The organism is Serratia sp. KH_031, from assembly GCF_057839655.1.
Map to the genome: position 1 here is coordinate 1647698 of NZ_CM174496.1, position 20727 is coordinate 1668424.

The 20727-nt window shown below is 51.7% G+C and carries 17 protein-coding genes and 1 pseudogene; 9 read left to right on the forward strand and 9 right to left on the reverse strand.

Going from position 1 to position 20727, the window contains the following annotated elements:
• Positions 1–11 precede the first annotated feature (11 nt).
• Positions 12–161, reverse strand: a pseudogene (locus AC3ISQ_RS07280) (bile acid:sodium symporter); the annotation flags it as partial.
• Between the two features lie 177 nt (positions 162–338).
• On the opposite strand from AC3ISQ_RS07280, the gene AC3ISQ_RS07285 reads away from it, so the two are divergent.
• Entirely contained in the window at positions 339–809 is a 471-nt protein-coding gene (locus AC3ISQ_RS07285; RefSeq protein ID WP_489351892.1) for a GNAT family N-acetyltransferase, read from the forward strand.
• A gap of 32 nt (positions 810–841) precedes the next feature.
• Here AC3ISQ_RS07285 and AC3ISQ_RS07290 read toward each other — a convergent pair whose 3' ends face one another.
• From AC3ISQ_RS07290 to AC3ISQ_RS07300, 3 genes are all read right to left on the reverse strand, one after another.
• On the reverse strand, positions 842–1303 hold the full coding sequence (locus AC3ISQ_RS07290; RefSeq protein ID WP_489351893.1) for a FlxA-like family protein: 462 nt from the start codon (positions 1301–1303) through the stop codon (positions 842–844).
• Between the two features lie 55 nt (positions 1304–1358).
• Positions 1359–1901 (reverse strand): nucleotidyltransferase family protein, encoded by a 543-nt coding sequence (locus tag AC3ISQ_RS07295; protein ID WP_489351895.1) that lies wholly within the window; start codon positions 1899–1901, stop codon positions 1359–1361.
• Positions 1902–1971: 70 nt separating this feature from the next.
• Positions 1972–4218: a TonB-dependent siderophore receptor gene (locus tag AC3ISQ_RS07300; protein ID WP_489351897.1), complete on the reverse strand. Its 2247-nt coding sequence runs from the start codon at positions 4216–4218 to the stop codon at positions 1972–1974.
• Between the two features lie 243 nt (positions 4219–4461).
• Here AC3ISQ_RS07300 and fes point away from each other — a divergent pair, with 243 nt between their 5' ends.
• Genes fes through AC3ISQ_RS07315 form a run of 3 tightly spaced genes read left to right on the forward strand, consistent with a single transcriptional unit; the run spans position 4462 to position 9980 of the window.
• Positions 4462–5835: an enterochelin esterase gene (gene fes / locus AC3ISQ_RS07305; RefSeq protein WP_489351899.1), complete on the forward strand. Its 1374-nt coding sequence runs from the start codon at positions 4462–4464 to the stop codon at positions 5833–5835.
• Positions 5813–6025 (forward strand): MbtH family protein, encoded by a 213-nt coding sequence (locus AC3ISQ_RS07310; protein ID WP_489351901.1) that lies wholly within the window; start codon positions 5813–5815, stop codon positions 6023–6025. Before fes ends, AC3ISQ_RS07310 begins: the two co-directional genes overlap by 23 nt.
• 4 nt (positions 6026–6029) lie before the next feature.
• Entirely contained in the window at positions 6030–9980 is a 3951-nt protein-coding gene (locus AC3ISQ_RS07315) for an enterobactin synthase subunit F (RefSeq protein ID WP_489351903.1), read from the forward strand.
• A gap of 45 nt (positions 9981–10025) precedes the next feature.
• Here AC3ISQ_RS07315 and AC3ISQ_RS07320 read toward each other — a convergent pair whose 3' ends face one another.
• The 4 genes from AC3ISQ_RS07320 to fepD form a co-directional block, all read right to left on the reverse strand.
• A complete protein-coding gene (locus AC3ISQ_RS07320) occupies positions 10026–10694 on the reverse strand; it encodes a hypothetical protein (RefSeq protein WP_489351905.1) in 669 nt (222 codons plus the stop codon).
• A gap of 131 nt (positions 10695–10825) precedes the next feature.
• Positions 10826–11626 (reverse strand): ATP-binding cassette domain-containing protein, encoded by an 801-nt coding sequence (locus tag AC3ISQ_RS07325; protein ID WP_489351907.1) that lies wholly within the window; start codon positions 11624–11626, stop codon positions 10826–10828.
• Entirely contained in the window at positions 11623–12648 is a 1026-nt protein-coding gene (fepG, locus tag AC3ISQ_RS07330) for an iron-enterobactin ABC transporter permease (protein ID WP_489351909.1), read from the reverse strand. The genes AC3ISQ_RS07325 and fepG overlap by 4 nt, the downstream gene beginning before the upstream one ends.
• Positions 12648–13709, reverse strand: coding sequence for a Fe(3+)-siderophore ABC transporter permease (gene fepD / locus AC3ISQ_RS07335; RefSeq protein ID WP_489351911.1), 1062 nt, complete (start codon positions 13707–13709; stop codon positions 12648–12650). Before fepD ends, fepG begins: the two co-directional genes overlap by 1 nt.
• Positions 13710–13835: 126 nt before the next feature.
• On the opposite strand from fepD, the gene entS reads away from it, so the two are divergent.
• Positions 13836–15104, forward strand: coding sequence for an enterobactin transporter EntS (entS, locus tag AC3ISQ_RS07340; protein WP_489351913.1), 1269 nt, complete (start codon positions 13836–13838; stop codon positions 15102–15104).
• Here entS and fepB read toward each other — a convergent pair.
• Positions 15091–16050 carry a Fe2+-enterobactin ABC transporter substrate-binding protein gene (fepB, locus tag AC3ISQ_RS07345; RefSeq protein WP_489351915.1) on the reverse strand — a complete coding sequence of 320 codons (960 nt, stop codon included), beginning with the start codon at positions 16048–16050 and terminating at the stop codon, positions 15091–15093. The two genes, entS and fepB, sit on opposite strands and share 14 nt — an antisense overlap.
• A gap of 212 nt (positions 16051–16262) precedes the next feature.
• On the opposite strand from fepB, the gene AC3ISQ_RS07350 reads away from it, so the two are divergent.
• From AC3ISQ_RS07350 to dhbA, 4 genes are read left to right on the forward strand one after another with little or no spacing between them, the layout of a single operon-like run.
• On the forward strand, positions 16263–17447 hold the full coding sequence (locus AC3ISQ_RS07350; RefSeq protein WP_489351917.1) for an isochorismate synthase: 1185 nt from the start codon (positions 16263–16265) through the stop codon (positions 17445–17447).
• Between the two features lie 5 nt (positions 17448–17452).
• Complete coding sequence (locus tag AC3ISQ_RS07355; protein WP_489351919.1) at positions 17453–19051, forward strand: (2,3-dihydroxybenzoyl)adenylate synthase; 1599 nt, start codon at positions 17453–17455, stop codon at positions 19049–19051.
• 3 nt (positions 19052–19054) lie between these two features.
• Positions 19055–19912, forward strand: a complete 858-nt coding sequence (locus tag AC3ISQ_RS07360) for an isochorismatase family protein (RefSeq protein ID WP_489351921.1) — start codon at positions 19055–19057, stop codon at positions 19910–19912.
• Complete coding sequence (gene dhbA, locus AC3ISQ_RS07365; protein WP_489351923.1) at positions 19909–20667, forward strand: 2,3-dihydro-2,3-dihydroxybenzoate dehydrogenase; 759 nt, start codon at positions 19909–19911, stop codon at positions 20665–20667. Before AC3ISQ_RS07360 ends, dhbA begins: the two co-directional genes overlap by 4 nt.
• Positions 20668–20727 lie beyond the last annotated feature (60 nt).

Genomic DNA, 20727 nt, shown 5'->3' on the forward strand with positions numbered 1-20727 from the left:
GGGTACTAAAATTAAGACAACGGGCTCGGCGATGCTGAGCCCATTTTGTTTGCTTCATATGCGGCTTTTGCCTGCTGTTTTTTCTGATATCTCTTTGCTAACACGGAGCTGGTAATCAACTGCACCTGATGAAAGATTATTAACGGCAACAAATAATACCCACGATCGCTGCCGCCAGCGGCAGACGCGATTTGGCAAATCGTGCAGCAGCAGGCGATGTTATTGCGACAAAGGTGTGATAAACGGCAGGTTTTTTGATTGTTTAATGAGTGCATACCCGTGATCATTGAAGCTGCTTGATTTCGCATTCCGGGTTAATTGACCACTAAGGAAGAACAATGATTTTACTATACCCCATGTCTGAAACCGACTTTTTGGGATTTATAGATTATTTCGTTAAGGATTATGCAGTCGAAATTGCTACCAATTATCGTTTACCTCACGAGGGGGCATTAGCCCAGGCAAAGAGTGAAATTGCCATTAACTTGCCTGAGGGAGAGAAGACTGAGGGACATTCCTTAAAATGCATCGTGAATAAAGAAAATGGTATAGAACACCATATTGGTTATCTTTGGTATCGGGCAGATGTTGGTAACAAATCTGCGTTTATTTATGATTTTTACCTCCTGCCAGCCTTTCGGAACAAGGGGTTGGGGAGTCGCACTATGAAAAGTCTGGAAATCCTTCTTGTCGCAGAAGGCATCCGGCAGATCAAGTTACGGGTAGCGGCTGAAAACACACAGGCTAAAAAGATCTATGAGAAAAATGGTTACGAGCTCACTGGTTATAATATGAATAAATTCATTTAAATCACGATGACTCTATCCTGCATATAGAGGTTTTAAATATACACATCTACCGTATTATCTTCCGTCGGGCGGTTGATGCCATCACCGCTATTGGCGACGAGATTAACCATTTGTTCGGATTTATTTTTCTCCATTTCTTCTTGTTGCATCCGCGCAATCGCTGCTTGTAATGCCTGAACCTGGTTCGTGAGGATCTGCACCTGCTTTTGGATCTCTTCCGGGCTGGCGTCGGAGCTCTTCAGGTCATCTATTTTCTGGAATAAATCGTTGAGCTGTTGATAAAGCGTTTTTAACTGGGGAGATGCGCCGGCAGGTGCCTTTACCTTTTCCGCTTTACCGCCAGAGCTATTTTCGGTGGTTTTACTTTCACTGGTTTCCGGTTTCACTGGCGCGGCCATCTTGATGGTATCGCCGCCATCGCTGACACTACTGCGGATACTGGTGGTCGGGAGGGTGTTTTTGACGGGCACGATCATGGTTATTGCTGTGGACATGGTGCTTTCCTATTCGGTCGCTATTCCCAGATTATCGGCCATTGCCTGATAAACTTTAACCCGCCGCTATTCGCAAATTAGGCCAGTGCTGTAACCAATTTTTGTCCCTAACTCTTTGTTCAAAAGTAGATAACTTGCCATTTTTATTATTGAACGTGATGGTGTCATTAAATAAGGAATCGCAACTAAAAGGGGCAATCAGCGTAATGCTGTCATCATCATCCAAGCATGCGCCGATGGCGGTTTCGATTTCCGGCCAAAAGCTCATCGCATCTTCGCTATCTTGGTAAGGCTGGCTTTGGTTACGTAAATGCATCCGAGCCTGATTTTTTACCGACCAAGGTTGAGGTAGCCACTGACGCAACTGGGCTTCTAACTGGCGATCGTATTCAGCCGCGGTATTCAGGGGATCAAAGTGGATGAGATCGATATCGTTGAGCGGTGTCGCGGGGAAGTGGTGCCGATGATCCCAAACCAAATTACGGACAAACCCGGCTGCGAGGCACCAGTCATTTAAACCAAGACGTCGTGCCGCATGTAGCGCAGCCATACGTTGGGCATCTTGTTTTAACCAGTCGATGATTTGTTGTGGATACATATTAACTCCAATGGTGTAGGGATGAGCCACCGCATTGGACATGGGGAGCGACTCCGCTCCCCAAATGTTATCAGAACTGAGTATTTACACTCATATAATAAGTCCGACCCGGTTCGTTGTAGGTATAAGCTCCTGCGCCATACATATACGAGTTGGTTACGGCATTGCCGGTGGTCTGCGCGTTACCAGCGCGGAACTGGCGTTTGTCGAACAGGTTATCGATACCTGCTGTGAGGCTGATATATTTCGAGAATTCATAAGTTCCGCTCAGACCAAAGATGGAATAAGGGCTGACCTCATTTTTCTCACTACCGGTGGTGGGTTCACCCTTGTAGTTGTATTTCTTCGGTTTCTGACGGCCATACCACGTCATGGTGGCCTGAGTTGAGAGCTCCTGCGTTGCCTGCCAGCTCAACGTTGAGTTGATAGTGAACTCAGGGATCACCGACAAATAATCACCGGTGGTTTTGTTTTCATTCTCAATCATATAGGTCGCATTGTTATTCAGCGCGATGGTTTCGCTAACTGGAATATTCAATGTTCCTTCCAAACCTTGAACGACGGCTTTTGGCACGTTTTCCCAACGGTAGATATCGGTCTTTCCGGTGGAAGTGGTGCCAACTGGGGCATAACCCGCCTCAATCTTGTTTTTGTAATCGTTACGGAAGTAGGTGATCCCGGCCAACCATCCTTCGTTGTGGAATTCCAGACCGATCTCTTTGTTGATGCTATTTTCGGCTTTCAGGGAGTCGTTACCGATCAGATAGCAACCTCCGCTGCTGGCGGCACAGCCTTGTCCACGGCTATACAGAATGTAGTTTTCGTTGCTCTGGAACAGGTTCGGTGCTTTGTAGGCTCGCGCGATACCCATTTTCAGCGTGAAGTATTCACCTAGCTCCTGCGACAGGTTCAGTGACGGGCTCCAGTTATTGCCAGCTTTGGAGTGCAGATCGTAACGCAACCCAGGCGTTAGGATAGTGGTGTCGGTCAGCTCCATGTTGTCTTCAGCAAATAGCGAGAAAATATTGGCTGAGGAATAAGGACTGCGATTGGTGCTGTCGATGCCTGGAATGCTGCCTCCAGACATGGCCTGAGTATTGGACGACGGATCTTTCATTTTTTGCTGGTTCCATTCGGTACCCAGCGTGGCGGTTTGCGGAACCACAACATCGAATGGAATGCTAACTTCGCTGTGCGCCAAGAAATCATCCAGACGAATCGTGTTGTAGCCGTTATCCGAGAAAATCCCTTCGGTGCCACCGGCTAACCCTTCGTTTAGACGGGTGTTGCGGGTGCGTTCATATTGCAGGTAGTTGGTGGTGCTGATGCCGTTGTCCCAAGCTCCGCGGTGGGTCATGCCGTAGGTTTCACGGTAGATACGGTTAGTCTCTTCGCCGTACATGCTTTTCACTAACGGGTTGGTGTTGGTGTTTTGCGTATCACCCGCGTACAGGTTGCCCTGACGGCCGTAGGAGTATTCGAATTCCAACGATTGCAGGTGTGCAAAGTCCCAATGCAGCATGGCATTGATATCTTTGTCGATCACCCCTTCACGACCTGCGGGAATGGTATCGGCATAGCTGCCGGTACGCTCGGACTGATGGCCGTCATTGAGGTATTGGGAATCGGCCTGTGTTTTGCTGTAGCCGCCAAACAGGCGGAAACTCAGAGTATCGCTTAGTGGTCCGGTCAGGCTGAAATCGGTACGTTTGGTGGAGCCTTCTTCTTTATGCTGTGGCACGTTGAAGTAAGCGTTCAATGTACCGTGCAATTCTTGAGTCGCTTTCTTGGTGATGATATTCACCACGCCGCCCGCCGCGCCGTTACCGTAGCGCGCCGCTGCTGGCCCACGAATGACTTCGATACGTTCAATCATATCCGGTGGTACCCAAGCGGTATCGCCACGGGTATCACGTTCACCACGCCAGCCTTGACGCACAGAATTACGGCTGGAGGCGGGTTTTCCATCGATTAAGATCAACGTGTTCTCTGGCCCCATGCCGCGAATATCAATCTGACGGTTGTTACCACGCTGTCCGCTGGTGGAGTTACCGGTCAGGTTCACGCCGGGCATGGTGCGAATCAGTTCATTGATATCGCGTGCCGGAGGGCGCTTTTTGATTTCATCGGCGGTAATGGTGGAAACACCGGGGGCTTGCAGGTTTTGCTTGGCTGCCGTCACCAGAATGGTGTCTTCCTCGGTGGTTTTGTTTTCTGTTTCAGTGGGCTGTGCGTAGATGACGGGAGAAAATGCAGACGCGCCTAATCCTAACCCGATAGCTGTGGCTAAAGAATAACGAGATAACTTCCGATTCATTTGAAATATCCTACCTTGCTGCCGCTCCCACTGAAGGGGAAGGGCGGTTGTAGTTTTTTGTATGGAAAGTTGTGGTGCGGTCGAATAAGGCTGGCAGCACCCTAAATGTCAGCATCCGTCCCTGTTGAAGAATACCGGCTCTATTTACGAGCCTTTACACGGTATTGCAAATGAAAATAATTATCAATAGTATTCGATTTAGCATTTATGGGTAAAAGTTAGGGCGACAGAGGAATTGGCGTTTTGAACACTGAACAGCAGTCCGAAAGTGATCGATTATTGGTAAGTCAACATGTTGGAAGTTCTGGCTGGTGGCTGAAGATTGCCCAACGAGGTACGCCGTTGGTAGAACCGGTGGATGGGGAAAATTGGAAAGTCACATTTTTCTGGCGCGATCCGCAAGGGTGCGAATTGACCTCTGCCTATCAACGAGTTTGGGTTCACATTAACTGTTTGACCGACCACCATCAGCCCAATCCGCCACAAAGTCTGCAACGACTGAAAGGCACGGATGTGTGGTATTGGCAGACGGAATTGAAAGCCGATTGGCGCGGTAGTTACTGCTTCATCCCTTGTTTGGACGATCGTCCTTTAACGACTTCAGATAGTAGTGATGCGCATAGCCATATGCACGCGGTGCGCCATTGGTGGCACCAGATTTTTGCCAGCGCGACTCATGATCTGCTCAATCCTTATCGTTCGTGGCCGGATAGCGGGGGTAATTTCCTCTCAGGCTTACATATGCCACAGGCACCGCAGCAAACGGCTTGGCAGGATTTTGATCGCTATGCTGTTGCCAGCGGGCGTTGCACACCAGCCCCCCCGGCCAAGTTACAGCGACATCTCTGGCACAGCTCGCGTTTGGGTAACAGCCGTCATGTTTGGGTATATACCACTGGCGATACCGATCCGGCAGAACGTCCGTTGGCGGTCTTATTAGATGGCCAATTTTGGGCGCAGCAGATGCCGGTGTGGGAGCCGCTAATGCAACTGACGCGTGAAGGTAAATTACCTGAAGCGACCTATCTGCTGATCGATATCATCGACCAAAAACACCGAGCGCAGGAACTGCCTTGTAACGACGATTTCTGGCTGGCGGTACAGGAGGAACTGTTACCCCAGTTGGCGGCTTGGGCACTGTACAGCAGCAATGCGAAAAACACCGTGGTCGCCGGACAAAGCTTTGGCGGTCTTTCTGCGTTGTTCGCTGGGTTGAACTGGCCGCAACGCTTTGGTGCGGTAATCAGCCAATCGGGATCTTTCTGGTGGCCGCGCCGCGATCTGCTACAACACACAGTCTGGCCTGAAGATGCTTGCTGGCTGATTAAACAGGTCGAGCAACAGCGCTTTGGTCATCAAGGTAATAGCCAAAGAAAACTGAAAATTTTTATGGAAGCCGGTAACCACGAAAAGTTGGTTCATCGCGTCAGCGATCAAATGGCGGAGTTATTGCACACCGCTGGGCACGAGGTGGATTACCGAGTGGTCGAGGGCGGTCATGATGCTTTGTGTTGGCGCGGTGGTTTGATCGACGGCTTACAAGCGCACTGGGCGTCACTGATTTCCCCCACTTTTCACGCACAAGGAGCCCTTTGTGGAAACCCTGAATCCGTTTGATGATGCCAATCAGATTTGCCTGATCCTGCAAAACGATCAACTACAATACAGCCTGTGGCCGCAATTTAGCGCGATTCCGACCGGTTGGTTGGCGGTATTCGGTCCCGCGGAACGAACGGCTTGTAACGATTGGTTAGAAACTCATTGGCAGGATATGCGCCCTGCATCACAACGTCAGACGCAGGAGTAACGAGGTGTCAGAATCTTCTCTTTTAGCCACTGAAATTCAGGCCGGGCTGGCGTTACCGCTGGTCGCAGCACAACCTGGTATTTGGGTCGCAGACCATATTTCCCCTTACGCTAATGCTTATGCGGTTTCTCATTACATCGAGTTGAATGGCCAATTGGATAAAGACGCTTTGCTGCAAGCCATTACTCAGGGTTTGGCAGAGGTCGATACGCTACAACTGCATTTTGAAGAACGTGATGGCGTCGCGGTACAAATACCAGAACGTAATATGGCAATTTTGCCGGTTGAATGGGTGGATTTGCGCGATTCAGCCGATGCTGAAATTGCCGCCAAAGCTTTGATGCAACTGGATATGTCTGGCGATCTGCGCGTCAGCAGTGGCAAGCCGCTCTATCGTCATATCTTGATGCGCTTGACGGAAAATCGCTGGTTCTGGTATCAGCGTTATCATCATTTGCTGGTGGATGGCTTTAGTTTTACCGCTATCGCCCGCCGTATTGCCAATATCTATACTCGCCTGCGTCAACATGAACTGCCGGAGCCCACGCCGTTTACACCGTTCAGTGAGGTGGTAGCGGAGTATCAACTTTATCAGCAGTCGGCGACCTGCCAACGCGACGCGGCTTTCTGGTTAGAGAAAGCCAAACAATTACCGCCAGCTGCCACTTTGTGTCCGCAACCACTGGCCGGGCAATCGCCTTCGACCCATGTGTTTCGTTTATCACAACGGTGCGATCGCGCCAGTTTTGATCCGTTAGTTGAAGTTGGTAAACAGCAACAACTCAGCGCTGCGGATATGGCGATCGCGCTAGTTGCACTGTGGGTTGCACGTTTGAGCGGTCAAGCTAGCTTTAGCGCTGGTTTTATTTTTATGCGCCGCAGCGGCTCGGAGGCACTGTGCGCTACTGGCCCGGTGATCAACGTCTTACCGGTAGAAATGCATCTCGACCCACAAGCAACGCTTTGCGATGCGGCAGTGAAAATCAGCCGTGAACTGAAAACGGTGCGTCGCCATCAGCGTTACGAAGCGGAGCAAATTCAGCGTGATTTAGGCCGTATTGGTGATGCTCAGCCGCTGTATGGTACCGTGTTTAACTTCAAGATGTTTGATTTCCAACTGGATTTTGATGGTGTTGAAGGTATTACCCATGAATTGGCTTCCGGACCCGTTCGCGATCTGGAAATCGCGCTGTATATCGATCAGGACGGCACGTTAAAGGTCGATTTGTTGGCGAATGCTGAACGTTATCAATATCAGGAGTTAGCCGCGCATTTGCAGCGTTTACCGCTGTTATTGCGTCAGTTCGCAGCACAACCTCAATTAGCGATTGGTGAGGCTGATTTGCTGACCGAACAAGACCATCAACTGCTTACTCAGATTAACAACACCGATTGGCCAGTACCGGAAAACACGCTCTGTGCATTGTTGGCCGAGCAGGCACAGAAAACGCCAAACGCGCCAGCCTTAGCGGATCAACATTACCAATTTACCTATCGTGAAACCCGCGAGCAGGTGATGGCGTTGGCGAGCCGTTTGGTTGAACAGGGCGTACAGCCGGGAGATATCGTCGCCGTGGCGTTGCCACGTTCGGTGTTCCTGTCGCTGGCGTTGATGGCAATTGTTGAGGCGGGTGCGGCTTATTTGCCATTGGACACTGGTTACCCGGATGAACGCCTGCGAATGATGCTGGAAGATGCGGCTCCACGGTTGATTATTACCGAGCCATCTCAGCAACAACGCTTTGATGGACAAAGCGAAATTCTCCTGTATGACGCGCCGTTAGACACTCGAGCATCTGCGACGGTGATTGTCGCGCCAACGCCACATCATCCGGCCTATATCATTTTCACCTCCGGTTCTACCGGGCGGCCAAAGGGCGTATTGGTAGGGCATCAGGCGATCGTCAATCGATTGTTATGGATGCAGCATCAGTATCCGTTAGGCGCTGACGATGTGGTATTGCAGAAAACGCCATGTAGTTTTGATGTGTCAGTTTGGGAGTTCTTCTGGCCGTTGATGGTTGGCGCGCAATTGGTGATGGCTCCACCGGAAGCACATCGTGATCCTCAACAGTTACAGCAATTGATTGCACAGCATCGCGTAACGACCATGCACTTTGTGCCTTCGATGCTGGCGGCGTTTGTCAGTGCGTTGGATAGCAGACAAGCGGTGGCACACTGCGCTTCGTTGCGGCAGGTGTTCTGTAGCGGTGAGGCGTTACCGGCGGAGTTGTGTCGTCAGTGGCAAAGCCGTACGGCGGTACCGCTGCATAACTTATATGGCCCGACCGAGGCGGCGGTAGATGTCACTTGGCATCCGGCATTTGGTGAAGCATTGGCGGCCGTTAGCGGTGCCAATGTGCCGATCGGTTTACCGGTGTGGAATACCGGGTTACGTATTCTCGATGCTAGCTTGCATCCGGTACCACCGGGCGTGGCAGGAGATCTGTATTTGACCGGTGTGCAACTGGCGCATGGCTATTTGGGGCGGCCAGAACTGACAGCTAGCCGCTTCGTTGCCGATCCTTATGGCAACGGTGGGCGAATGTATCGCACTGGCGACGTGGCACGTTGGTTGCCGGATGGAGCAGTTGAATATTTAGGACGCAGCGACGATCAGCTAAAAATTCGTGGTCAGCGGATCGAACTGAGTGAGATCGATCATGCATTGTTGTCATTACCAGGTGTTCAACAAGCAGTGACACATGCATTAGTGTTGACCGGGACGCCGGTAGACGCTGGCGGTGATGCGCGTCAGTTGGTGGGATATCTGGTCGCTCAGGTCGGCGTGAGTTTAGATCTAAATGGACTGCGGACAGCATTGGCCGATCGTTTACCTCCCCATATGGTGCCTGTCGCGCTGGTGGAAATGGAGGTGTTGCCATTGAGTGCTAACGGCAAGCTGGATCGTAAAGCGTTACAGCAGCCTGTCACGGCTTCCAATCAGGTTGGGCGTGAGCCAAATACGGGACTGGAAGCGGCTATCGCGGTGGTATTCGCTCGTTTGTTACAGCGCGAGCAGGTGTTTGCCGATGATGATTTCTTTGCGCTTGGCGGGCATTCGCTGTTGGCTATGCGCTTGGCGGCAGAGTTACGACGCGATCTCGACAAGCCCGTGTCGGTCGGGCAGATCATGGTCGCTTCCCGAGTGGAACAATTGGCGCAATTGTTAGCGGAGGAGCGCACGCAGGAAGAGGCCGACCAGAGCGGTTTCGACAGTATTTTACCGCTGCGAACTTTACCTTTGCGAGCTTTACCTTTGCGAACGACAGACGGCCCAACGTTGTTCTGCTTGCATCCAGCCTCCGGTTTCTCTTGGCAGTTCAGCGTGTTGTCCCGTTATATCGATCAGCATTGGTCGTTGTTGGGTATTCAGTCACCGCGTCCTAATGGGCCATTGGCATTGAGCGATGATATGGATCAGGTTTGCGATGCTCATCTGGAAAAGGTGTTGCAAGTACAACCACACGGCCCTTATCACTTTATTGGTTACTCGCTCGGTGGCACTTTGGCGCAAGGTATCGCTGCTCGTTTACAGGCGCGTGGTGAAGAAGTCGCGTTCCTCGGTTTGCTGGATACCTATCCGCCAGAAACTCAAAATTGGGACGTCATGCTGGACGATAATGTGCTGCAAGAAGTGCAACGTGAGCGCGAACAGTTCCTGGCGGTCTCGGAGAACACGCTCGATCCGGCGATGTTCGATAATATCGAAGGCAACTATGCTGACTCAGTCCGTTTACTTACCAAAACCCACACCGCTCGTTTCAACGGACAGGCAACGCTGTTTGTGGCTCGTAGGACGTTACAGGAAGGAATGGACGTGCAGAAAACCTGGGCGAACTACGTAGATGTACTGCAGGTGCACGAACTGGATTGCGCGCATGTGGATATTGTTTCCCCTGCGTCATTTAAGGTTCTGGGGCCACTACTGAATCGGATTTTACGGGCGCTTTAATTAGGATTATGCAGGGGGGAGACCGTTCCCCCTGATATCTACTCGTCACGGTTTATCTGCTAGAACAGAATTGACGGACTGGTTTTGGTGTAACCAGTTGGCTGTGCTCGTGCAACGATAATTAATCAACATCAGTATTTGCTCATAATCATTACCTAGATTGCGTGAAAAAATAGGTTCGTGATGGGCAATTCTGTTTCTGAGTTTTCTCACTCGTTCTAACGATTGGTTAAGCATAGTACGGTTATCTTTTGTCTCTAACCCTGTGTTGAGGTTAGGCAAAATGCGATGAAGATGCCTATCCCAAATGCGGTGATCATGACGCCCTGTAAACATCATCTGCCAAAAAACGAAATTCAATTCGGGAATAACTTTTTCTGTTCCAGAGGCATTTCGCCGGGAATTGATGAGGTCTTTGCGCGGACTGTAACCTTTAGAAGGATCTGGTAAGCTGCGTTCGAATGCTATTGACCATGGCCATCGGTAGCCATAAATGGCTTCCAAAGCGTCAGAAACTGCATTCCTGACGACGACTTCACAGATATGCAATGGTGGAAGTAACGCGCCAGAGATGGTTGCGTTCCAGGTATATAGTTCAAGAGCTGCGGGATCATTATCACTTGTCATTGTTACTGCGGTTTCAAATGTCGCCATCCTTGCCGGTGACAGTGCTGCCCGTATCGCGTCTATGATGTTTTTACTGTAAGTTGACATCCTTGCCTCCACAATTTATAGTATCCAGTGTGTGCCTTGGGTCTTGTTGGTGAAAGCCTCCCCCCGAGGACGAATGAAAGTATTACAAAAAACCCGCATAAAGCGGGTTTTTTGTTGTCTGAAAATTGTGTTTATCGGCCCAACGGCACAACCAGCGGGGTGTGCGATACCGGATCGTCAATAATCATACACTTCAAGCCATACACTTCTTCGATCAACTCTGGCGTAACTATCTCTTTTGGCGCTCCTTCGGCGACCACTTTGCCATCGCGCATGGCGATCAGATGGGTTGCGTAGCGGCAGGCGTGATTCAGTTCGTGCAATACCACCACTAAGGTATGACCATGCTCACGGTTCAAGTGGCGCAGCAATTCCAGCAAATCGATCTGATGAGTGATATCCAGCCAAGTAGTCGGCTCATCTAACAGTAATAGCGGAGTTTGTTGCGCCAACACCATCGCAATCCACACGCGTTGACGCTGCCCACCGGACAGCGTATCCACGGCTTGTTCCGCCAGCTCGACCACGCCAGTGGCGCGCATGGCTTTCTCAACTGCGTGTTGATCCTTTTCGCTCCAACGGCTGAATAGGCTTTGATGTGGGTAGCGACCACGAGCAACCAGATCAAACACCGTGATATCGCCGGGGGCGATGGAGCTTTGTGGTAATAACCCCAATTGGCGAGCGACGTCTTTGGTGGCGTATTCGTTAATTTGTTTACCGTTCAGCCAGACGGCACCGCTCTGGGGTTGCAGCAAGCGGCTGAGGGTGCGTAATAAGGTGGATTTACCACAGGCGTTAGGGCCGATAATGACCGTCAGTTCGCCAGACGGAATCTCTACCGAAAGCTCACGGGCAACGATTTTCTTGTCGTAACCTAAGGTCAGTTTTTCAGCCCGTAGCGGGGGAGATTGCAGGGTTTCAGCACTCATTTTCTTCGTGACTCGCGGATTAACAGCCAAATCAGATAAATCCCGCCCAGACTGACGGTCAATACTCCTACCGGCAGTTGGTAAGGCATAAACAGGCGCTGGGCAGCGACGTCAGCGGCCAGCAATAGTAAAGCGCCAGTCAGCGCGGTTAGCAGTAGGACGTTTTTATTGGCGCACAAGCGGCGTGCAATCTGCGGGGCAACCAGTGCGATAAAGGAAATTGGGCCTGCGACTGCGGTGGCGGCAGCGGTTAACACCACAGAGATCAGCAACAGTAAGACTCGTGAGCGTTCAACAGTAACGCCTAAGGCACAGGCGGTGTCATCGCCCATTTCTAACAAACGCATCCGCCGTGTGAATAGTGTTAGTAGCAAACAACAAAGGATAATCACCGTTAGCGCTGGCAAGCTTTTCGCCCAACTGATGCCATTAAGCGAACCCGCGCTCCATAACCCGGCGGTCATGGCGGACTCCAGCGATGCGGTGATGATCAACCAAGTATTGGCTCCGACCAGCAGGGCGCGCACCGCGATGCCAACAATAATCAAGCGGAATGCTTCGACGCCGTTACGCCAAGCCAAAAGATAAATCAGCGCAGCGGTCAACAGGCCACCGGCTAGCGCGCCAGAAGTTATACCGAGAATGCTGCTGTTAAACAGCACGATCGCCACCAAAACGCCGCTATATGCGCCGGTATTGAAGCCGATCACGTCTGGGCTGCCGAGTGGGTTGTGCAATAATGATTGGAAAATCGCCCCGCTGATTGCGAGCGCCGCACCTAGCACTAGCGCCATGGTGACGCGTGGTAAGCGCCACTGGCTGACGATAACGACCCAATTGGCAGGGCCTTCACCGCACAGGGCATCGATCACCTGCATCGCGCTGAGCGACAAAGTGCCGGAACCTAGTGCATAAATCGCCAGCGACAGACAGGCAACCAGCAAGGCGAGTGCAGTCCACGCCGGACGAGAGAGGGCGAGTGGACGTTTAGCCGTCATCAGACGAACGGCGAGCATCGACATTATCTTCCCCGCCGTGACATATGGCGTTGGCGAACCAATGTAATCAATACCGGCGCGCCGATCAGCGCGGTAACGATAGAAACGCGTAACTCTCCCGGAACCAGAAAACGACCGACCAGATCGGCCGTTAGCAATAGAATGGGAGTCAGCACCAGAGTCCACGGCAACATCCAGTGCAGTTCAGATCCGGCGAAACGGCGAGCGATATGCGGCATCATCAAACCGACAAAAGCAATGGGGCCGACGGCGGCGGTGGCACCACCACACAGTAATGTGATCGCCAATAATCCGAGTAATTGGGTACGCACGATGCCAGTTCCCAATGCGGTTGCCAGCTCGGAGCCCATACTCAGGCTATTCAGCGCTTTGCTCATCCATAGTGTGATCAGCGTGCCTAATAAAATCGGCAGAGCGACAGTGCGCACAACGGCCATATTTTGGATATCCAAAGTGCCTGCCTGCCAAAAGCGCAGTTGATCAAACACCAACGGATTGAGCAGGGCGATGCCGGTCGTCATACCTTCGAGCACCGCCGCTAGCGCCACGCCGGCTAATGTCAGACGAATGGGATTCAGGCTGCTACCACCCAGCGCGCCGATCATGGCGACCAATAAGGCGGCAACCAAAGCACCGGAGAAGGCAAACCATAAGTAATGGCTGATATCGGCAGCGCCAAAGAAGGTAATTCCTAATACCACCGCAAAACCCGCGCCGGCATTGACGCCGAGAATACCGGGATCGGCCAGTGGGTTACGGGTGAGGGTTTGCATCAATACGCCAGCGAGCCCCAACGCGATTCCTGCGAGAACACCGACCAGCGTGCGGGGGAGGCGGGCGTTGGTGACGATCACGCAATCGGCAGTTTGACATTGGCTGTTAAGCGCTTGGATTACGGTATCGAATGGGATGGATTGAGCACCAAATGACAGACTGAATGCCATCACCAAAAGTAATAACAATAAAGCGATAAACAACCCGAACAGACGGCGGGAGGTGCCGGCATTCATGCGTTTTTGTTGCGAAGGTAATGTGATTGAGCCATTGCGTGTCAGCCGGAACATATCAGCCTATTAATATATTATTGAATATAAACGATAGTCATTATCATTATTGATTGTGTTTTCTATGTTAGCATGAGTCCCTTCGCGATTGTAGTTAATCCTTTTTCCTATTGTGGTGATGAAGTAATGAGTAAGCCCTCGATTTTACTGGACTTTGGTCTGCTCAAGACCAATAGCGCGTTCCGGGCGGTATTCTGCGCACGTTTTATTTCTATTTTGGCATTGGGGTTGATGGCCATTGCCGTGCCAGTGCAAATTCAGGCCTTAACCGGTTCGACGTTGTTGGTTGGCCTATCGGTGACGTTAGCCGGTAGTGGGATGTTTGCCGGTTTGTTGATGGGCGGTGTATTGGCCGATCGATATGAGCGTCGGCGTTTGATTTTGTTTGCGCGTTCTACTTGTGGCATCGGTTTTGTCGGCATGTGTTTGAATGCACTGCTACCTGCACCTTCGTTGACCGTGGTCTATCTGTTAGCTGTGTGGGATGGTTTCTTCGGCGCAGTCGGTGTGACGGCGTTGTTGGCGGCAACCCCGGCGTTGGTTGGGCGCGAGAACATTGTCCAAGCGGGGGCGATCAGTATGTTGACGGTACGCTTCGGTTCTATTTTGTCGCCAGCGGTAGGTGGGGTGGTGATCGCTAATGCGGGCGTGGCGTGGAACTACGGGCTGGCAGCATTGGGGACATTACTGACGCTGATCCCTCTATTACGTTTACCTCAACTGATGCCACCGCCGCAGCCGCGTGAGCATCCTTTGAAAGCGCTTATCGGTGGATTCACTTTCTTGTTCCAAAACAAGGTGATCGGCATGGTGGCGTTGATCGGGGCTTTACTGACGATGGCGAGTGCGGTGCGGGTGTTATATCCGGCGATGTCCAGTGCCTGGCAGGTTAGTGCTGCTCAACTGGGCTTTATGTATTCGGCAGTACCGCTAGGTGCGGCATTAGGGGCGTTTACCAGTGGCCGAGTGGCGCACGTAGCGCGTCCCGGTTGGGTGATGTTATTGACCGCGATTGCTGCATTTGTCGCGATCGGTCTGTTCGGATTGATGCCGTGGTTTAGCGTGGCACTGCTGTGTTTAGTGTTGTTTGGCTACCTGAGTGCGGTGAACTCTTTGCTGCAATATGGTCTGATTCAGAACCTGACACCGGATGCTTTCCTCGGACGTATCAATGGATTATGGACGGCGCAGAACGTGGTCGGCGATGCTATCGGCGCGTTGCTATTGGGGGCGATGGGGGCGTTTATGCTACCGGCGATGTCTTCGACCAGTTTTGGATTCGGTGCAGCAATGCTGGGCGTGTTGCTGGCTTGCCTGATGACGGGATTGCGAAAGGTCAGTTTGAGCGAGCCGGAGCAATCATCCCAGCCCGCCAAACCGGCTACTGAGCAGTAAACTGTTGTTCCAACAGCGTCAGCAAGTTGCTGGCGCTGTAATAATCCAGACGGAAAGTATCATTACCTAATGGATAAACTTGCTGATTTTGCACCGCAGGTAAATGTGCCAACAGCGGATTTTTCATCAAACGTTGCTTATCGCTTTCGTCATTGGCGAACAGTAACAGCGTTTGCCCACCTAAACCTGCCGCCAGATTCTCCCCGCTTAACTGAATGATATCTTTGCGAACGCCCATACTTTGGCTGTTGCCCAATCTTGCGGGTAAAGGAGCAAGCGTAAAGCCAAGCTGTTGCAGCATTTGGCCCTGTGAAGATTCGGCGCTCCATAAGTTGGCGGATTTGCCATCCGCGCGGAATACCAGTGGGGAGATGGGTTGTGGCGGCAATTTAATTTGTTGCTTCAGCGTCTGTTCCCGAGCGGCAAAATCAGCCACGAGCTTGCTGGCCTGCGCCTCGTGCCCGGTAGCGGCTCCCAACTCCTGCGCCAGTTCCTGCCAACTTTTATCGTCATAGTTCACCACCAAGACGGGGGCAATGGTGCTCAGTTGGTCGTATAGCTTAATGGCTGAATCCCCACCGGTAGCGGCAATCACAATCAGGTCAGGCGCTTCACCGGCAATGGCTTCGGCATTTGGTTCACCAATATATAACGGCTTCACATTGCGCTGTACCGCTAGCTCTCCCCATTGACGGAAGAACCCCTGTTTATCAGCCAGCTTGCTATTTGGCGTAGTGGCTCCGCTGGCGATCACCGGGGCGTCGATCGCCAATAACGTCCCGGTTACTGTGACGCTGGTGGAAACGATCCGCGTAGGTTGTTGGGGGAGCGTCAATGTGCCGTGAGTGGTTTTAATGGTACGTGGCCATGTTGCCTCGGTGGCATGAACAAGACCGACAGATAACATTCCGCACAGTGCCAGAGCGAAGAGCAAAGGGGTCTTCATTAAAGAGTTCTCCGTATTAAAATGGTAATTATTATCATTAATTGGTTTGAGACCCTACTTATGATACTGCAAAGATAGGGTTAATAACTGATTACATTTATTGACATAACAAATCACGGCGGGTAATTTACCGCGCATCAATACAAATGATAATCATTATTATATCGGTTGTTGTTATCAAATAAAAGATTGGCAAATGAAAAGGGAGTCCTATGGATGTCGCGATGAATGATGCCGTACAGACACAATCGCAAGATAAGGGGGAAGGACATTCTCCCGGTTCGGGGTTCTTTTTCACCTCGCCTTTTCGCAGCCTAAGCACTCAAGGTTGTTTCGCCAAAATCACCTTACCCGCCTTTGGCGGCGATGATGTTCATGGTGAGTTTCAACAAGCGGTTCAACATGCTTTTGCCGAAGCCAAACTGGCCGGTGTAAAGAATCCTGTGTTGTGCGGCGCTATTCCATTTGATACCCGTCAGCCCTCAGCTTTGTTTATTCCGCAGCAAACGCATTGGTTTGAACGTGGTATTGATGAGCAACAGGAACAAGGTTCTCCGCCAGAAATCAGCCATCAACAAGAACTGCCGGAACAGGGGGAGTTTATGCAGATGGTGAGTGACGCGGTGAAAACCATGGCGAATGGGCCATTGGATAAAGTGGTGCTTTCGCGCTTGTTGGAGATCGAAACCCATCAACCGGTTGATACGCAAGCCTTAATGGCACGTATTATTGCTCAGAATTCACATGTATTTCATTTCCATGTGCCATTGGGGCGAGGAGCTTTGATAGGTGCGAGCCCGGAACTGTTGCTGCGTAAATCCGGCGCCCAATTCTATTCTATCCCGCTGGCCGGTTCTGCAAGGCGCGATGCCGATCCACAACGCGATCACGAGGTTGCCGAACAGCTAATGCGTTCGGGTAAAGATCGTCATGAACATCAGATTGTCACCGATGGAATGCGTGATGTGCTGACGGATCGTTGCCGCTATTTGAATATTCCCACCGTTCCTGAGTTATTGAGCACCACTACGCTATGGCACTTGGCGACGCCGATCGAGGGTGAGGTGGCTTCGCGTGCGGAGACTGCGCTCTCGTTGGCCTGTTTGTTACATCCGACACCCGCGCTGTGCGGCAACCCAACCACGGTCGCTCGCGAACTGATCAAACAGCTTGAACCGTTCGATCGCGGTTTGTTTGGTGGCATTGTCGGTTGGTGCGACGCCGAAGGTAACGGGGAGTGGGTGGTCACCATCCGCTGCGGCACGGTGGAGGGGAATAGGGTTCGTTTGTTTGCCGGTGCGGGCATAGTGCAGGATTCTTCACCAGAATCTGAATGGCACGAAACGGGCACCAAACTTAGCACCATCCTGCGCGCATTTGGTTTGAATCAAGGATAGCGTTTATGAGTATTGCTTTTACCCCTTGGCCGGAGGCATTTGCCCGCTGCTATCGCGAACGTGGTTATTGGATTGATAAACCACTCACCGACATCCTGAGCCGACAAGCAGAAAACGACGCCATTGCGTTGACTGATGCACAGCAAAGCCTGAGTTACCGCCAATTAGATTTACGCTCTGACTGCCTGGCGGCAGCGCTACTGCGTCGCGGTATTCAGCCCGGTGATACCGCTCTGGTGCAATTGGGGAATATCGTTGAATTTTACGTGGTGTTCTTCGCGCTACTGAAGATTGGGGTGGCACCGGTCAACGCCTTATTTAGTCATCAACGTAATGAGCTAAACGCTTATGCGGCGCAGATTAAACCCTCGTTGCTGATTGCCGACCGTCAACATACTCTGTTTGCCAATGATGATTTCCTAACGGATTTTCGTCAGCAACATCCTTCATTACGTTTAGTTGGTCTGCTGAACCAAGAAGCGTCGTTAGCCGCTTGGTTGACCGAGGACTGTGATGGTTTTACCGCTACGCCAAGTGCCGCGGATCAAGTGGCGTTCTTCCAACTTTCGGGTGGCAGTACCGGTACGCCGAAGCTGATCCCTCGAACTCACAATGATTATTACTACAGCATTCGCCGTAGCGTAGAGATTTGCCGTTTCGATCATCAAACCCGCTATTTGTGTGCATTGCCGGTGGCCCATAACTATCCGATGAGTTCACCGGGTGTGCTGGGGGTGTTCTACGCGGCTGGGTTGACGGTGTTCGCCACCGATCCCGATGCGACGCAGTGCTTCCGACTGATAGAACAACATCAGATTAACGTGACGGCGTTGGTGCCTCCAGCGGTCACTCTGTGGTTACAAGCGATTGAAGAGTGGGGCAGTAATGCGCCACTGGCGAGCCTTCAGTTATTGCAGGTCGGTGGTGCCAAACTGGGCGAAGCACTGGCTGCACGTATTCCCGCGGAGATCGGTTGTCAGTTGCAACAGGTCTTCGGCATGGCGGAAGGGTTGGTGAACTACACCCGTTTGGATGATGACGAACAGCATATTCTCACCACACAGGGCTGCCCAATGTCGCCGGACGATGAGCTGTGGGTCGCCGATGATGACGGCAATTCGCTGCCAGTGGGAGAGGTAGGGCGATTGATGACCCGTGGCCCGTACACCTTCCGCGGTTATTACCAAAGCTCAGAACACAACGCCAGCGCCTTTGATGCCGAAGGTTTTTACTGCTCTGGCGATCTGATCAGTCTGACCGAAGAGGGTTACGTCAAAGTAGAAGGGCGGCAAAAAGATCAGATCAATCGAGGTGGCGAGAAGATCGCCGCTGAAGAGATCGAGAATCTGCTATTACGTCACCCGGCAGTGATTAACGCCGCATTGGTTTCCATGCCGGATGCGTTGATGGGTGAAAAAAGTTGCGCCTATGTGATTGCTACGAGTGCGCTAAAAGCGGTGGTGTTACGACGCCACCTGCGTGAGCAAGGCATTGCCGAATTCAAATTGCCCGACCGCTTTATTCAGGTTGCAACCTTGCCGCTGACGGCGGTCGGCAAAGTAGACAAGAAATTACTGCGCCAACAATTGGCACAGGGAGAATAAATCATGGCTATTCCAAAACTGAACGATTACGCGTTGCCTACTCAGGCAGAACTCCCTACCAATAAAGTCAGTTGGACGGTAGAACCGCAACGTGCGGCGTTGTTGATCCACGATATGCAGCAATACTTCCTCAACTTTTGGGGCGAGGAGAGCCCGCTGATTAAGCAAGTGGTGGAGAACATCGCCAATTTGCGTCGTTACTGTAAATCGCAAGGTATTCCGGTGTTTTATACCGCGCAGCCAAATCAGCAAAGTGATGAAGATCGGGCGTTGCTGAACGACATGTGGGGGCCGGGGTTAAATAAACATCCAGAGCAACAGGCTGTTGTGGCCGCATTGGCACCAGAAGAAGATGACACCGTATTGGTGAAGTGGCGTTACAGCGCGTTCCATCGCTCGCCGCTACAGGAAATTTTGCAGGAGTCTGGGCGAGATCAACTGATCATTTGCGGGGTTTATGCTCATATCGGCTGCATGACCACCGCCATCGATGCCTTCATGCGTAACATTCAACCATTTATGGTGGCGGATGGTTTAGCCGATTTCTCTCGTGATGAGCATTTGATGGCGCTGCGTTATACCGCCGGGCGTTGTGGCCGAGTGGTGACAACGGCGGATTTGTTGCCGGGGATTACCAACAAACAAGCGCTGCGCCAGATGATTTTGCCGCTGCTGGACGATGACTGCGAAGACATGGGCGATGACGAAAACCTGATCGATTACGGTCTGGATTCAGTTCGCATCATGGAGTTGGCAACCCGTTGGCGCAAGATCCGTGGTGATATTGATTTCATTGCATTGGCGAAGAACCCGACCATTGATAGTTGGTGGGCGTTGCTGTCTGAAGGGAAGAATTCATGAGCGATTGGGATTTTAGCGACCAACGCGTTTGGGTGACTGGTGCAGGGGCGGGGATCGGCTTGGAAACGGCACGGCGCTTTGTGCTGGCGGGTGCGGTGGTGATTGGTTTCGATCAACATTTTGATTCTGCAACGGATTATCCCTTCCAATGCCAAGTGCTGGATATTGCTGATAGTGATGCGGTCGATCGGGTTTGTGGACGCTTGTTGGCGGATCACGATGAACTGGACGTATTGGTTAACGGCGCAGGAATTCTGCGTATGGGGTTGGCCGATGAAACCAGCAGTGCCGATTGGTTGGCTTGTCTGAACGTTAATGCGGGCGGGGCGTTTAATCTGTTTCGGCATACATTGCCTGTGTTTCGTCGCCAAGAACGGGGTGCGATTGTCAGTATCGCCTCCAATGCGGCGCATGTACCTCGTGTCGGTATGGCAGCGTATTGCGCTTCTAAAGTGGCATTGCGGAGTCTGTGTTTGACGGTGGGGTTGGAAATGGCGCCGTTCGGTGTGCGCTGTAATCTGGTTTCACCCGGCTCGACCAATACGCCGATGCAGCGTGGAATGTGGTTGGATGAAACGGGTGAGCAAAAGACGATTAATGGTTTCCCTGAACAGTTTAAATTGGGCATTCCATTAGGGAAAATCGCTCAGCCGCGTGAAGTGACTGAGATGATTTTGTTCCTAGCGTCGGAGAAAGCGAGCCATATCACGATGCAGGATGTGGTGATTGATGGTGGCGCGACGCTGGGGAGTTAGATTGTTCAGGGTTGGATGATGACGGAGAAAGGTGCTGGCGACAGTGCTTTTTTGTGGGTG

Excerpts from the sequence above, each read along its gene's own strand:
- AC3ISQ_RS07285 (WP_489351892.1), top strand. The coding sequence starts at position 339 with ATGATTTTACTATACCCCATGTCTGAAACCGACTTTTTGGGATTTATA.
- AC3ISQ_RS07290 (WP_489351893.1), bottom strand. The coding sequence starts at position 1,303 with ATGTCCACAGCAATAACCATGATCGTGCCCGTCAAAAACACCCTCCCG.
- AC3ISQ_RS07295 (WP_489351895.1), bottom strand. The coding sequence starts at position 1,901 with ATGTATCCACAACAAATCATCGACTGGTTAAAACAAGATGCCCAACGT.
- AC3ISQ_RS07300 (WP_489351897.1), bottom strand. The coding sequence starts at position 4,218 with ATGAATCGGAAGTTATCTCGTTATTCTTTAGCCACAGCTATCGGGTTA.
- AC3ISQ_RS07320 (WP_489351905.1), bottom strand. The coding sequence starts at position 10,694 with ATGTCAACTTACAGTAAAAACATCATAGACGCGATACGGGCAGCACTG.
- AC3ISQ_RS07325 (WP_489351907.1), bottom strand. The coding sequence starts at position 11,626 with ATGAGTGCTGAAACCCTGCAATCTCCCCCGCTACGGGCTGAAAAACTG.
- fepG (WP_489351909.1), bottom strand. The coding sequence starts at position 12,648 with ATGTCGATGCTCGCCGTTCGTCTGATGACGGCTAAACGTCCACTCGCC.
- fepD (WP_489351911.1), bottom strand. The coding sequence starts at position 13,709 with ATGTTCCGGCTGACACGCAATGGCTCAATCACATTACCTTCGCAACAA.
- entS (WP_489351913.1), top strand. The coding sequence starts at position 13,836 with ATGAGTAAGCCCTCGATTTTACTGGACTTTGGTCTGCTCAAGACCAAT.
- fepB (WP_489351915.1), bottom strand. The coding sequence starts at position 16,050 with ATGAAGACCCCTTTGCTCTTCGCTCTGGCACTGTGCGGAATGTTATCT.
- AC3ISQ_RS07350 (WP_489351917.1), top strand. The coding sequence starts at position 16,263 with ATGGATGTCGCGATGAATGATGCCGTACAGACACAATCGCAAGATAAG.
- AC3ISQ_RS07355 (WP_489351919.1), top strand. The coding sequence starts at position 17,453 with ATGAGTATTGCTTTTACCCCTTGGCCGGAGGCATTTGCCCGCTGCTAT.
- AC3ISQ_RS07360 (WP_489351921.1), top strand. The coding sequence starts at position 19,055 with ATGGCTATTCCAAAACTGAACGATTACGCGTTGCCTACTCAGGCAGAA.
- dhbA (WP_489351923.1), top strand. The coding sequence starts at position 19,909 with ATGAGCGATTGGGATTTTAGCGACCAACGCGTTTGGGTGACTGGTGCA.